This is a genomic window from Streptomyces sp. MK37H (assembly GCF_018035285.1).
Classification (GTDB): domain Bacteria; phylum Actinomycetota; class Actinomycetes; order Streptomycetales; family Streptomycetaceae; genus Streptomyces; species Streptomyces endocoffeicus.
In genome coordinates this window covers 1-13,251 of record NZ_JAAAYH010000250.1, presented here as the reverse complement: position 1 = coordinate 13,251, position 13,251 = coordinate 1, and the positions used below count along the sequence as shown (strand labels likewise).

General features: G+C 71.2%; 10 protein-coding genes and 1 pseudogene. 6 read left to right on the top strand and 5 right to left on the bottom strand.

The features are described 5' to 3' along the window. The 4 genes from GWI24_RS28865 to GWI24_RS28850 form a co-directional block, all read right to left on the bottom strand. Positions 1 to 332, bottom strand: a 332-nt coding sequence (locus GWI24_RS28865) for an IPT/TIG domain-containing protein (protein ID WP_210948822.1), incomplete at its 3' end; no start/stop codon positions are given. Between the two features lie 151 nt (positions 333 to 483). Further along, entirely contained in the window at positions 484 to 1,266 is a 783-nt protein-coding gene (locus tag GWI24_RS28860) for an IPT/TIG domain-containing protein (protein WP_210948821.1), read from the bottom strand. A gap of 565 nt (positions 1,267 to 1,831) precedes the next feature. Beyond that, the gene (locus GWI24_RS28855; RefSeq protein WP_210948820.1) at positions 1,832 to 2,713 is read right to left on the bottom strand and encodes a siderophore-interacting protein; all 882 of its coding nucleotides are present in this window, start codon (positions 2,711 to 2,713) and stop codon (positions 1,832 to 1,834) included. A 47-nt stretch (positions 2,714 to 2,760) separates the two neighbouring features. Continuing rightward, positions 2,761 to 3,672 (bottom strand): 5'-3' exonuclease, encoded by a 912-nt coding sequence (locus GWI24_RS28850; RefSeq protein WP_210948823.1) that lies wholly within the window; start codon positions 3,670 to 3,672, stop codon positions 2,761 to 2,763. A 267-nt stretch (positions 3,673 to 3,939) separates the two neighbouring features. Between GWI24_RS28850 and GWI24_RS28845 the strand changes: the two genes are divergently transcribed. The 4 genes from GWI24_RS28845 to GWI24_RS28830 all read left to right on the top strand — a co-directional run bounded on the left by GWI24_RS28845 (position 3,940) and on the right by GWI24_RS28830 (position 10,592). Beyond that, positions 3,940 to 5,055 (top strand): glycine betaine/L-proline ABC transporter ATP-binding protein, encoded by a 1,116-nt coding sequence (locus tag GWI24_RS28845; protein ID WP_374103352.1) that lies wholly within the window; start codon positions 3,940 to 3,942, stop codon positions 5,053 to 5,055. Next, a complete protein-coding gene (locus tag GWI24_RS28840) occupies positions 5,048 to 7,669 on the top strand; it encodes an ABC transporter permease/substrate binding protein (RefSeq protein ID WP_210948818.1) in 2,622 nt (873 codons plus the stop codon). The genes GWI24_RS28845 and GWI24_RS28840 overlap by 8 nt, the downstream gene beginning before the upstream one ends. A gap of 413 nt (positions 7,670 to 8,082) precedes the next feature. After that, positions 8,083 to 9,705, top strand: coding sequence for a TROVE domain-containing protein (locus tag GWI24_RS28835; protein WP_210948817.1), 1,623 nt, complete (start codon positions 8,083 to 8,085; stop codon positions 9,703 to 9,705). 149 nt (positions 9,706 to 9,854) lie between these two features. Beyond that, a complete protein-coding gene (locus GWI24_RS28830) occupies positions 9,855 to 10,592 on the top strand; it encodes a helical backbone metal receptor (RefSeq protein WP_210948816.1) in 738 nt (245 codons plus the stop codon). A 22-nt stretch (positions 10,593 to 10,614) separates the two neighbouring features. On the opposite strand, the gene GWI24_RS28825 is transcribed toward GWI24_RS28830, so the two are convergent. Continuing rightward, positions 10,615 to 11,274 carry a TetR/AcrR family transcriptional regulator gene (locus tag GWI24_RS28825; RefSeq protein WP_210948815.1) on the bottom strand — a complete coding sequence of 220 codons (660 nt, stop codon included), beginning with the start codon at positions 11,272 to 11,274 and terminating at the stop codon, positions 10,615 to 10,617. 187 nt (positions 11,275 to 11,461) lie between these two features. On the opposite strand from GWI24_RS28825, the pseudogene GWI24_RS45610 reads away from it, so the two are divergent. Together GWI24_RS45610 and GWI24_RS45605 are read left to right on the top strand one after the other, a co-directional pair. Next, positions 11,462 to 12,175: pseudogene (locus GWI24_RS45610) on the top strand (alpha/beta hydrolase); the annotation flags it as partial. Between the two features lie 33 nt (positions 12,176 to 12,208). Continuing rightward, positions 12,209 to 13,105, top strand: a complete 897-nt coding sequence (locus GWI24_RS45605) for a virginiamycin B lyase (RefSeq protein ID WP_247617016.1) — start codon at positions 12,209 to 12,211, stop codon at positions 13,103 to 13,105. Positions 13,106 to 13,251 lie beyond the last annotated feature (146 nt).

Here is a 13,251-nt window from a genome sequence, read left to right as displayed (position 1 = left end):
CTGCCGGTGATGGTGACCGTATTGCCGCCGCCGGTGGGCCCCGAGGTCGGGCTGAGCGCGGTGAGCACCGGAGCCGCGACCGTCGTATAGGTGAAGAACACGTTCTGGGTGCTGGTCCCCGTCGGCCCCGTGACCGTGACCTTGGCTGTGCCACTCCCCGGCGGAGTCCTTGCCGTGATCTGTGTGTTGCTCACGACGACCACATTGGTGGCGAGATTCGGGCCGAACCTGACCACGGTGGCGCCGGTAAAGCCGGAACCATTGATGGTGACAGGGGTGCCCCCGGCCGGATTGCCTTGTGTGGGGCTGACGCTGGTCACTACGGGGGCCATGATGCCCTTCTCCTTCTTGAGCCGTGCGGACGGCCGTGCCCTGACCGGCGGGACGTCGGCCAGGGCACGGGGATGGGAATTCACCGTGTGCCATGCGGGGTGCTGACCCGGGGGATGACCGTGCGGGGCTTGCCCGCCCACGGTCGGTCGATCAGGTGACGGTGAAGGCGGCGGGGCCGGATGTGCCACCGCAGGTGGTGATCGTGAAGGCCCCGGCACCCGCGGCCGCCGCGGCGGGCACCGCGGTGACGATGGAGGTGGCGTCGATGGGGGTGTAGGGCAGGCCCGTGAAGACGGTGGCCGCCGCGTCGGTGAACGTCACATCGGTGATACCGACGAGGCAGGACGCGCCGGAGATGGTGGTCTCGGTCCCCGCCGGGCCCGTGGCAGGGGTCAGTGTGGCTCCGGTCAGAACCGGCGGGTTGTAGTAGTCGATCAGGGTCGCGCCCGCGGTGCCTGTGCCGCCGGCCGTGGTGACCGTGACCTGCTGGCTGTCGAAGCAGCCGGCCGGGGTGTGAGCCGGGGCCGTGACGGTGACCTGGGTGTTGCTGCCACCGGCGGCGAACGCGACCGGGGTGAGAGCCCCCACGTTGACGGTACCCCCGGACGCGAAGCCGGAGCCGAAGACCGTGAGCGCGCCACCGGTGGAGGGCAGGCAGGTCTCGCCCAGCCCCGTTGTCGTCGGCCTCACGATGACGAAGAACGGCACCGAATTGGTCCTGGTTCCGTTCGACAGGTTGGTGCTGACCGAGACCTGCCCCGAGCACGGTGCGGTGGAGGGAACCACGAAGGTGACCAGGGTGTTGGAGACCGATGTCGGGCTGACGACGGCGCCGCCGAAGTTCACCGAGACGGTGGTGCCCAGCGATGTGCCGTTGATGCTGACGGCGGTGCCGACCGTGCCCTGGCTGGGGGTGAGGGAGGTGATGGGCATGAGCTTTCTCCTGTTCGATCGTCTAGCTCTGGGCGGATGCGCCGAGAGAGAAGGGATGGGCCCGTGGCCGTTGCCCGCACCGGCTTCCGTTGCCCAGATCGGTGGAAGGGGAGACGAGCCCTCGGGGGCCCGGGGCGCCACGGCCTTCAGCGGGGACCGCATGACCGGTGATGGCGACTTGAGAGGCGACTCGTGCCCGGTTGCCGGCCGTATGGGGGCGAGTCATGCATGGAACGCGTCGGCTCCGAGGTCACCGTGGTGCCGAAACACTCGCTCGATGTGAGTGAACCAAAAGCGGGATAGATGCGGAAGGTGCGAAAAAGGCGCGTACGGAGCTCATATGACGATATGTCAAATCTCCCTGGCGGGCTCCTGCGAACCGGAGTGCGCCCCCGCCGCCGGATCGACGCCGGCACTCTGCCGTGTCCGCCGAGGCCGGCGCATGCGACGGCCCCGGCCGGATGCTCCCGGCCGGGGCCTGATGGTCGTACGCGCCGTGCCCCACGCGGCGCCGGTGCGGTGCCCTGCGCGGCGGCTTCCTACGCGGCTTCCTACGCGGCGCCCTCTACGCGGCGGCCTCCTCGGACCCCGCGCCCTCCTGCTCCGCCTCGACCTGCTGGTTCCACTCCCGCTTCGACGCCTGCCAGCCGTCCTCGTCATGGCCGCGCCGCCAGTAGCCGGAGATGGACAGCCACTCGCGCGGGATCTGGCGCTCGAGGCGCAGATGGCGGCGGATCTCCTTCACAAAGCCCGCCTCGCCGTGGACGAAGGCGTGCATCTGCCCGGGCGGGAACTCCAGCCCCCGCACGGCCGCCACCAGCGCCTCGCCGACCGGGGCCGCACCCCGGTGCAGCCAGCTCACCTGGACCCCCTCGGGCGCGGTGACCTTGAGCTCCTCCGTCTCGTCCGCCACCTCGATGAACACATGCACCGGCACCTCGGCCGCGCCGTCCGCCCGGCTGTCGGTGAGCCGCTCCAGCGCCGTGGCGATCGCGGGCAGCGCGCTCTCGTCGCCCGCGAGCAGATGCCAGTCGGCCTCGGCGCTGGGGGCGTAGGCGCCGCCCGGCCCCATGAAGTGGATCTCCTCGCCGGGCCGGACCCGGGCGGCCCAGGGCCCGGCCAGCCCTTCGTCGCCATGGGTCACGAAGTCCACCGTCAGCTCGCGGGCGGCCGGGTCCCACGCCCGCACCGTGTACGTCCGCGTGACCGGCCACTGCTCGCGCGGGAACTCGGCACGGATCCGCTCGAGGTCGAACGGCTCGGGGTAGACGGCACCCCCGGTCGGGAAGAGCAGCTTGATGTAGTGATCGGTCCACTCGCCCGCATGGAAGTCCGCGAGGCCGTCGCCGCCCAGGACGACCCGCACCATATGCGGGGTCAGCCGGTCGGTGCGCACCACCTGGGCGCGATGCGGCGTGCGCGTCTTACGGGCCGGACGGTCCGCCATGGCGATCTCCCTGATCAACGAGAGTTAGGTTTACCTAACCTAACAGCTCATTCCTCAAGAGTGGACAGCAGCCTTCGCAAAGATCCGCCCAAACCCCAGCGCTCCGCCAGCGCCGCCACGGCTCCAGGGTCGCGCGGCGACCGCGGCAGCGCCGGGTCGAAGGCGGGAAGCGCCACGTCCGAGGCGACCCGGACCACCTTCGGGGCGACCTCGACATACGCCCGCGCCTCGGCCAGCCGCTTGCGCTGGGCGGGGGTCAGCTTGGCGGCGGGGTCGTCGACGGCGGCCATGATCCCGGCCAGGTCGCCATGGGCGGCCAGCAGCTTGGCGGCGGTCTTCTCGCCGACGCCGGGCACCCCCGGCAGCCCGTCGCTGGGGTCGCCGCGCAGCAGCGCCAGCTCCGCGTACCCCCGGCCGGTCACCCCGTACTTCTCGCGCACATAGGACTCGTCGACGAGCTGCAGGGTGCCCACGCCCTTGACGGGGTAGAGCACCCGCACCCCGCGCTCGTCGTCCACCAGCTGGAACAGATCGCGGTCGCCGGTGACGATGTCGACCGGGCCGGACGCCCGGCCGGTGAGCGTGCCGATCACATCGTCGGCCTCGTAGCCCGCGGCGCCGACCCGGGCGATGCCGATCGCGTCCAGCACCTCGTCGATCACCGGGACCTGCGGGGAGAGGCTGTCCGGCACCTCCTCCTGGTCCACCCCGGCCCCCTCCGGGGCCTCCTCGGCCACCCGGTGTGCCTTGTACGTGGGGATCAGGGCGACCCGCCAGGCCGGGCGCCAGTCGAAGTCCATGCAGGCCACCAGGTCGTCCGGGCGGTGGTCCTGGACGAGCCGGGCGATGAAGTCCAGGAGCCCGCGCACGGCGTTCACCGGCGTGCCGTCGGGGGCCCGGACCGAGTCCGGGACCCCGAAATAGGCTCGGAAGTAGAGGGAGGCGGTGTCGAGGAGCATCAGGCGTCGCGTCACGAACCCGACTATGCACTACCCCACTGACACCGATCCCGAGGATAATGTGAACTGGATCACCGTTTGGTTTACGCCAAACCGATCGGGGCAGGCGCGCCCCCGGAGCGAACCCGTTCAGTGATTCAACTATTGCGGCGGTCAGCGGTCCGATGCCGTACCGCTCCACGACCCGCCGGCGGGGGTGGCGGGTCGCTTTTTGGTGCGATCTGAGAGGTACATGTGGCCAAATTGCGAGCCGAGCACCTGTACAAGGTGTTCGGCAGACGACCCGATGAGGCGGTGGCGCAGCTGGAAGGCGGCGCGGACCGCGAGGAGCTCCGAGCGAACGGTACGACCGCAGCGGTCGTCGATGCCTCCTTCGCCGTCGAGGCGGGCCAGATCTTCGTCGTCATGGGTCTGTCCGGGTCCGGCAAGTCCACCCTGCTGCGGATGCTGAACGGGCTGCTGGAGCCGACCGCCGGGCGTGTGCTCTTCGACGACGACGACCTGACCGTGCTCTCCCCCAAGGGTCTGCGCGAGGTCCGGTCCCGCAAGATCAGCATGGTCTTCCAGCACTTCGCCCTCTTCCCGCACCGCAGCGTCCTGGAGAACGCCGCCTACGGCCTCGAGGTGCAGGCCGTGCCGCGCGAGGAGCGCGTCCGGCGCGCCACCGAGGCGCTGGAGCTGGTGGGCCTGGCCGGCTGGGAGAAGTCCTGGCCCGATGAGCTCTCCGGCGGTATGCAGCAGCGCGTCGGCCTCGCCCGGGCCCTGGCCACCAACGCCGACATGCTGCTGATGGACGAGTCCTTCAGCGCGCTGGACCCGCTGATCCGCCGCGATATGCAGGATCAGCTGCTCCAGCTCCAGCAGCGGCTCAAGAAGACCATCGTCTTCATCACCCACGACCTGAACGAGGCCATGCGGCTCGGCGACCGTATCGCCGTGATGCGCGACGGCGAGATCGTCCAGATCGGCACCGCCGAGGACATCCTGGTCACCCCCGCCAACGACTACGTCGCCTCCTTCACCCAGGACGTGGACCGCAGCCGGGTGCTCACCGCCGGCGCGATCATGTCCGAGCCGGACGAGGTGCTGGGCACCAAGACCGACGACGGCACCACGCTCCGCACCGCGCAGGACGTGCTGGCCGCCGCGCCCGCCACCGTCACCGAGGGCACCCCGATCATCGAGCTGTTCCAGCCCTGCTCGCGCAGCGGAGTCGCGGTCGCCGTGACCGACGACGACGGCGCGCTCACCGGCGTCGTCACCCGCGCCCGGCTGCTCGCCGCCCTCGGCGAGCCGGACGGCGGGCCCGACGGGGCCCAGCCGCCGTCCGGCGGGTCTCCGGACGCGCCCGAGACCACCAAGAAGGTGATCACCGGTGCCTAGGCTTCAGCTCGGCGACTGGATCAACTCCGGCGTCAACTGGCTCCGAGACAATCTGAGCTGGCTCTTCGACTTCATCTCCAGCGTCGTCCAGGGCATGTACGACGCGGTGAACACCGTGCTCAGCGGCCCCGAGCCGCTGCTGCTCGCGGGCATCCTCGCGCTGCTCGCGTGGTGGCTGCGCGGGCTGCTGCCCGCCGTGCTCGCCTTCCTGGGATTCGCCCTCATCGACTCGATCGAGTTGTGGGGCGAGGCGATGAACACCCTCGCCCTGGTACTGGTCGCGGGTGTGATCACCGTCGTGTTCGCGGTGCCGCTGGGCATCTGGGCCTCGCGCAACCGCACCGTGAGCGCCGTGATCCGCCCGGTGCTGGACTTCATGCAGACGATGCCCGCCTTCGTCTATCTGATCCCCGGCATCTTCTTCTTCGGCCTCGGGGTGGTCCCCGGCGTCGTCGCCACCGTCATCTTCTCGATGCCCCCGGGCGTCCGCATGACGGAGCTGGGCATCCGGCAGGTGGATGCGGAGCTGGTCGAGGCGGCTGACGCCTTCGGCACCCATCCGCGCCGCACCCTGCTGCGCGTCCAGCTCCCGCTGGCCCTGCCCACCATCATGGCGGGTGTCAACCAGGTGATCATGCTGGCGCTGTCCATGGTCGTCATCGCCGGTATGGTCGGCGCCGAGGGCCTGGGCTCCACCGTCTTCCAGGCGATCAGCTCCGTCGACGTCGCCATGGGCTTCGAGGGCGGTATCGCGGTGGTCATCCTGGCCATGTACCTGGACCGGATGACCAGTGCGCTCAATCAGCGCGTCTCCCCGCTGGCCCGCCGCGCGCTGGCCAAGGAGAAGGCCAAGGCGCTCAGTGGCCTGAAGGTGCTGCACTGGCGCCCCGCGACCTCCGTCGCCATGGTCGGCGTGGTCGTCCTGGCGCTGGTCGCCGGCGGTATGAGCATGTTCGGCGGCGACGACGAGGGCCCCAAGGTCTCCGCCAACGTCGGCAAGGGCCAGTCGGTCAACATCGGCTACATCAACTGGGACGAGGGCGTCGCCTCCACCTTCCTGTGGAAGGAGCTCCTGGAGCAGCGCGGCTTCAAGCCCAAGGTGCAGTCGTACGACGTCGGCGCGCTGTACACCGGTATGGCCGCGGGCAACATCGACTTCGAGACCGACTCCTGGCTGCCCACCACCCACGCCTCGTACTGGTCGAAGTACAAGAGCAAGCTGGAGAACCTCGGCTCCTGGTACGGCCCCACCTCCCTGGAGGTCGCGGTCCCCTCGTACGTCAAGGGCGTCAAGACCCTGGAGGACCTCGAGAAGAAGTCCAGCACCTTCAAGAAGAAGATCGTCGGCATCGAGCCCGGTGCCGGTGAGATGAAGCTGATGCAGGACAAGGTCATGCCGGGCTATGGGCTGAACAAGAACTTCAGCCTGGTCAAGGGCTCCACCGCGGCCATGCTCTCCCAGCTGGACCGCTCCTACTCCAAGAAGGAGCCGATCGCGGTCACCCTGTGGTCCCCGCACTGGGCGTACGACAAGTACAAGCTCACCAAGCTGAAGGACCCCAAGGGCGCCTTCGGCAAGGGCGACCACATCGACTCCCTCGCGCGCAAGGGCTTCTCCAAGGAGAACCCGCAGGTCGCCAAGTGGATCAAGAACTTCAAGCTGGACGAGAAGCAGCTCACCAGCCTGGAGTCGGCCATCCAGGACGCCGGTAAGGGCAAGGAGCAGCAGGGCGTGCGCGCCTGGCTGAAGCAGAACCCGGGCATGGCCAACAAGCTCGCCCCGGTGCCCGGCGGCGCCGACCAGAAGGGCAAGGACGCGGGCGCCGCGCCGATGATCGGCTACTTCCCGTGGGACGAGGACATCGCCACCACCTACCTGTGGAAGAACGTCCTCGAGCGGCGCGGCTACAAGCCGGAGATCAAGCAGTACGACGTCGGCTCGATGTTCACCGGGATGAGCACCGGACAGGTCGACGTCGAGTTCGACGGCTGGCTACCGGTCGCCCAGAAGCAGTACTGGGACAGATACAAGAAGAACCTGGTCGACGTCGGGTCGTGGTACGACAAGACCTCCCTGGAGATCGCGGTGCCGTCCTACGTCAAGGACGTGAAGTCGCTCGCCGACCTCAAGGGGAAGGCCGGCACCTTCGACGGCAAGATCGTCGGTATCGAACCCGGGACCGGCGAGATGAAGCTCCTGAAGGGCAAGGTGCTCAAGGAGTACGGCCTGGACAAGGAGTACAAGGTCAGTGACGGCTCCTCGCCGGCGATGCTGGCCGAGCTGGAGCGGTCGTACGCCAAGAAGGAGCCGGTGGCCGTGGTCCTGTGGACCCCGCACTGGGCCTACAGCAAGTACAAGCTGACCAAGCTCGCCGACCCGAAGAAGGCGTTCGGGGCCAGCAACCAGCTCCACACCCTCGCCAACAAGTCCTTCCCGAAGAAGTTCCCCGAGTTCAACGGGTGGCTGAAGAAGTGGCACATGACCGAGAAGGAGCTGGCGACCCTGGAGCAGGCCATCCAGGACGCCGGTAAGGGCAACGAGGAGAAGGGCGTCCAGAAGTGGATGGACGCCCACCCCGGCATCGTCGACAAGATGGCGCCGGTGACTTCCTGACCCACCGTCCGCACCACGCACACCGCGGCCCGGAGCGCATGCTCCGGGCCGCGGTGCCGTGTTGCCCTGCCCCGCGGGCGCTGTGCCGCGCCGGGCGGAGAAAACCGGATGACGGCCAAGGAGGCGGCCCCCTACTGTCGTATCCGTGAACGCACCTCCCGGTGCGAAGACGACGGTTACTTCGGTCGATTTGGGTTCGATTCCTAAAGCACTCCGCCCGGTGCGGGGTGGGAGACACACCGTCGTCGACTGTGATCTCGGGAGGCGCGCGCACGGCATCGGAGCGCCTGGTGCGCGGGCCGCGGGTACTTCCTTTCCAGAACAGTCCGCCGCCCACTCCTGACCTCAGGCGCTGCCGACGCACCGGCGCGTCGCCTCCTCCCAATGCCCACTCGGGGGAGAGGCATGACCGCATGACCAAGTTCAACCGCGTCTTCCGGCGCGCCAGGGCCACGACGACCACCTACGAGGGCGGCGCCGCCGTCACCCGCGACAGCAAGTCCGAACTGGTGCTGCTGGCCGTGGTGAACATGGTCGGCGAGCAGACCTTCTACGAGCCCTCCGACGACCGCGACGACCGCTTCCGCGGCCTCGTCCGCACCGTCGCCGTCGAGGACGCCGACTGGACCGCCCGCTTCATCGGCTGGCTGCGCGCCGAGGCCCTCATGCGCACCGCGTCGATCGTCGCCGCGACCGAGGCCGTCGCGGCGCGACTCGCGGCCGGGCTGCACGGCGGCAACCGCCCCATCGTCGACGCCGCGTGTCTGCGCGCCGACGAGCCCGGTGAGTTCCTCGCCTACTGGACCGCCCACCACGGCCGCGCGCTGCCCAAGCCGGTCAAGCGTGGCCTCGCCGACGCCGTCCGCCGCCTCTACACCGAGCGCTCGCTGCTCAAGTACGACACCGAGAGCCACGGTTTCCGCTTCGCCGACGTCCTGGAGCTGGTGCACGCCGCGCCGGACCCCGACAAGCCGTGGCAGGGCGAGCTGTTCCGGCACGCCATCGACCGCCGCCACCGGCGGGACGCCGCGCCCCCGGTCTCGCTGCGCACCCTGCGCGCCCGCACCCGGCTGACGGCCCTGCCGCAGTGGGAGCGCCGTGCCGTGCTGGAGCGGCCGGACGCCGCCGACGCGCTCCGTACGGCGGGCATGACGTGGGAGGCGCTCGCGGGCTGGCTTCAGGGGCCGATGGACGCGCCTGCCTGGCAGGCCGTGCTGCCCTCGATGGGCTATATGGCGCTGCTGCGCAATCTGCGCAACTTCGACCAGGCCGGGCTGCCGGACGCGGTCGCCGAACGGGTCGCGGCACGGCTGGCCGACCCGGCGGAGGTGGCCCGCTCCCGCCAGTTCCCGTACCGCTTCCTGTCCGCGTACCGGGCCGCGCCGTCGCTGCGCTGGGGCCACGCCCTGGACCGGGCGCTGACCGCGTCCACGGCGGCCGTCCCGGCGCTGCCGGGCCGCACCCTCGTGCTCGTCGACACCTCCGGTTCGATGCGGACGCAGGTCTCGAGCCGCTCCCAGATGCGACATGTGGACGTCGGCGCGCTCTTCGGGGTCGCGCTCGCGCACCGCGGCTGCCAGGTGGACCTGGTCGGCTTCGCCTCGGGGCACTTCGGCCACCGGCTGACCCCGGGCGGCTCGGTGCTCGGCGACATCGAGGCGTTCTGCGCGCGGATCGGCGAGGTCGGGCACGGCACGGAGACGGGTGCGGCGCTGCGGGCGGCCTACCGCGGCCATGACCGGGTGGTGATCGTCTCGGACATGCAGGCGTTCGCGGAGGCGCGCCGCGGCCGGTCCGTTCCGGTCTCGGAGGCCGTTCCGGCGCGGGTGCCGGTGTTCGGCGTCAACACCACCGGCTACGCGGCCACATCCATCGACACCGGCCGGCCGAACCGGTACGAGATCGGCGGCTTCAGCGACAAGCTGTTCACGATGGTCGGGCTGCTGTCGGAGGGCCGCGGCGGCGACGGTGGCGGCCGCGGCGGCCGTGGCGGGCGGGCCGTCTGGCCGTGGGAGACGCTGCAGGAGGTGGCGTAGGGGCGGCCGGGCGTAGGGGCGCGGGCGTTGCGGCGCGGGCGTTGCGGCGCGGGCGTTGGGGCGGCCGGGCGTTTGGGGCGGCCGGGCGTAGGAGCGCGGGCGTTGGGGCGTAGGGCCGGATACGCCTCGTCGCGCCGTACGGTGGAGCGATGAGCCTTCGCACCCCCGTACGGCGCGTGGTGTCCCTCGTGCCCTCGCTCACCGAGGCCGTCGCCGCCACCGCGCCCGAGCTGCTCGCCGGGGCGACCGACTGGTGCACCCATCCGCCCGGCCTCACCGCGGAGCGGATCGGCGGCACCAAGAACCCCGACACCGCCCGGATCGCCGCCCTCGCCCCCGATCTGGTGATCGCCAACGAGGAGGAGAACCGCCCCTCCGATCTCGCCGCGCTGCGCGCCGCCGGTCTCGAGGTCCTGGTGACCGAAGTGCGCACCCTGGAGCAGGCGTTCAGCGAGCTGGAGCGGGTCCTGGTGCGCGGCTGCGGACTGGCCCGGCCCGGCTGGCTGGACGCGGCCGAGGCCGCCTGGGCGGACGTACGGGCCGGGGGGCCGGGGCGGCACGCCGTCGTACCGGTGTGGCGGCGTCCGTGGATGGTGCTGGGCCGGGACACCTTCGCCGGTGACGTCCTGGCCCGGCTGGGCGTACGGCACCTCTACAGCGGGCATCCCGAGCGCTATCCGCGGATCCCGATCCAGGAGCTGACGGCGCGGGAGGCGGATCTGGTGGTGCTGCCCGACGAGCCGTACCGCTTCACGGCCGACGACGGCCCCGAGGCGTTCCCCGGCCTTCCGGCTGCCCTGGTCAGCGGCCGTCACCTCACCTGGTACGGCCCCTCGCTGGCGGAAGCGCCCGCCGTCCTCACGGCCGCGTTGTCGGCCGCGCGCTGACTGTATGAGGGCGGGGGCGGTCTCAGGCCCGTGCGTAGTCGGCGAGGGCCGGTTCGAGCAGGGCGAAAGCCCGGGTGGCCTCCGGTTCGAGGATCGCGGCGATCTCCGCGTTGCCGTGCCCCGCGAGCGTGAGGTCCAGAATCCGGCGGAACAGGACGCGGTGCACCCCGGCGAGCAGGGACGCGCACGTGCGCGGGGCGATGTCGCCGGGGGAGGCGCCGGTCGCCGCGGCGAGAGCGACGGCCAGTGCCTCTTCGCGCTGGTCGTGCAGTCCGCGCAGACAGGCCGAGAGGGTGGGGCTCTCCGCGATCATGCGGCTGAACTCCGGTCCGGTGAAACCGGCGACCGGATCATGCGCGGCGACGGCGGTGAGAAAGGCGCGCCGCAGGGCCACGAAGGCGGATTCGCCGGGTCCCCGGGCGGCGACGGCGCGGGCCAGGCCGGTGACGAACTCGTCCTGGTGGTCGAGGGCCAGATCCTCCTTGCGCGGGAAGTAGTTGGTCACCGTCTTCTTGGCCACGCGCGCGGCGTCGGCGATCTCGGCGATGGTGGTGCGCTCGAAGCCCTGCGCCATGAAGAGCTCCGTGGCCCGGTCGGAGATCAGCTGCCGCGTCTCACGCTTCTTGGCCTCGCGCAGACCGGTGGCCGCGGGGTCCGTCGTGGTGCTCGACTCGATATCCATGATGACCCCGAATCTTACCCTCGTAGCATATTTACGTTGACGCACAATAAGCGGCGACCCTAACTTTACCTCCGTCATAGCTCGTCTTCGCGAGGGAGATGAGGCCACCTCCCGACGAGCCTGCTGCCCCCGCGAGCCCCGACCACCCACGACGGAGGACCGTTTGCTGAACGCCATCGCCGTTCCCATGTCGCCCGAGGCGGCTCGAGCGGTCCTCGACCGCCCCGACGCGCTGATCGCCGCCCCGCTCCCGGACGACGCCGAGGTGCGGGGCGACTGGATCCGCGCGCCCGGCGCAGGCGGCGGCGCGGTGATCTATGTGCACGGCGGCGGGTTCGCCCACACGATGCCCGAGGCCGAGCGGGTGATGGCCTATCGGCTGTCGAAGGCGACCGGACGCCCGGCCCTGCGCGTGGACTACCGGCTGGCGCCCGAACACCCCTGTCCCGCGGCGCTCGAGGACGTGCTGGCCGCCTGGCGCGGCGTGCTGGACGAGGGCGTCCCGGCCGCCGAGGTCGTTCTCGCCGGGGAGTCGGCCGGCGCCACGCTGGTGCTCTCCGCCCTGCTGGAGATCGAGCGGACCGGCGGTCCGCGGCCCGGTGCCGCGATCGCGGTCTCACCCGTCACCGACTTCGCCCTTACGGGTGCGTCGATCGGCGCCAACGACGGTAAGGACGTACTGAGCCGGGCCGCGCTCGGCTCCATAAGCGCCCAGTACCTGGCCGGGGCGCCCGCCGACCGGGCCCCGCAGTCACCGCTGTACGGGGATCCGCGCGGGCTGCCGCCGCTGCTGATCGCCGTCGGCACGGACGAGGTGCTCCTGGATGACGCCCGCCGCTTCGCCGAGGCGGCCGACGCCGCCGGGGTGAGCGTGCGTCTGGAGGAGTACGAGGGCATGCCGCACGCCTTCCACCTGTCCGAGCCGGGCGAGGTGCTGCTGGACCGGATCGGCCGGTGGCTCGCCGACCCGGTCCGCGTCTTCACCGTCAGCGACCCGGACGCGGGCCCCTACGCGCTCACCGGCGGCCCCGACGGCGCCTTGTGGTTCACGTTGGTCCACCAGGGCGCGATCGGCCGGAGAGACGCGGACGGCCGGATCGCCGTCCACTCCGTCGGAGCCAAGCCGACGGTGATCGCCCAAGGGCCCGATGGCGCCCTGTGGTTCACCGAGTACGGCACCCACCGCATCGGCCGGATCACGGTGGACGGCACGATCTCCTCCTTCGCCCCGCCGACCGCCGACGGCGGGCCGTACGGGATCGCCGCGGGCCCGGACGGGGCCATATGGTTCACGCTGTCGGCCGCCGACCGCATCGGGCGGATCACCATGGACGGCGACATCACCGAGTACCCCGCGCCCGGAGCCTTCCCGTCCGCCATGGCGGCGGGGCCCGACGGCGCGCTGTGGTTCACCCTCAACCAGGGGAACGCCATCGGCCGGATCACCATGGACGGCCGGACCACCGCCCACCCCCTGCCGACCGAGGCCGCCGCGCCGGTGGGCCTCGCCCAAGGGCCGGACGGCGCCCTGTGGTTCACCGAGATCGGCGCGGGGCAGATCGGCCGCATCACGGTGGACGGGACCGTCACCGAGTACCCGCTGCCCGACCGCCAGGCCCGGCCGCAAGCCATCACCAGCGGTCCGGACGGGGTGCTGTGGTTCACCGAATGGGGCCGCGGCGGGGTCGGGCGCATCACCACGGACGGCCGCATCACGGCGTACGACCTGCCCCGAGCCGACTGCGAACCGCACGGCATCGCCGCGCACGACGGCGCGCTGTGGTGCGCCCTGGAGACGGGAGCCCTGGCCAGGATCGACGTCCCCCGTTGACCTTTGCGCACACCTGGCTCGGCATGGCCTCGGCGGGAACGCGCGCCGGGGGCCCGGCGTAGGGGCGCCCTTGGGCGAGGACCACGGCGAGCCGGGACCGGAGCCAAGGACGGGACCGGGACCGGGACCGAAGCCGAGGCCGGGCC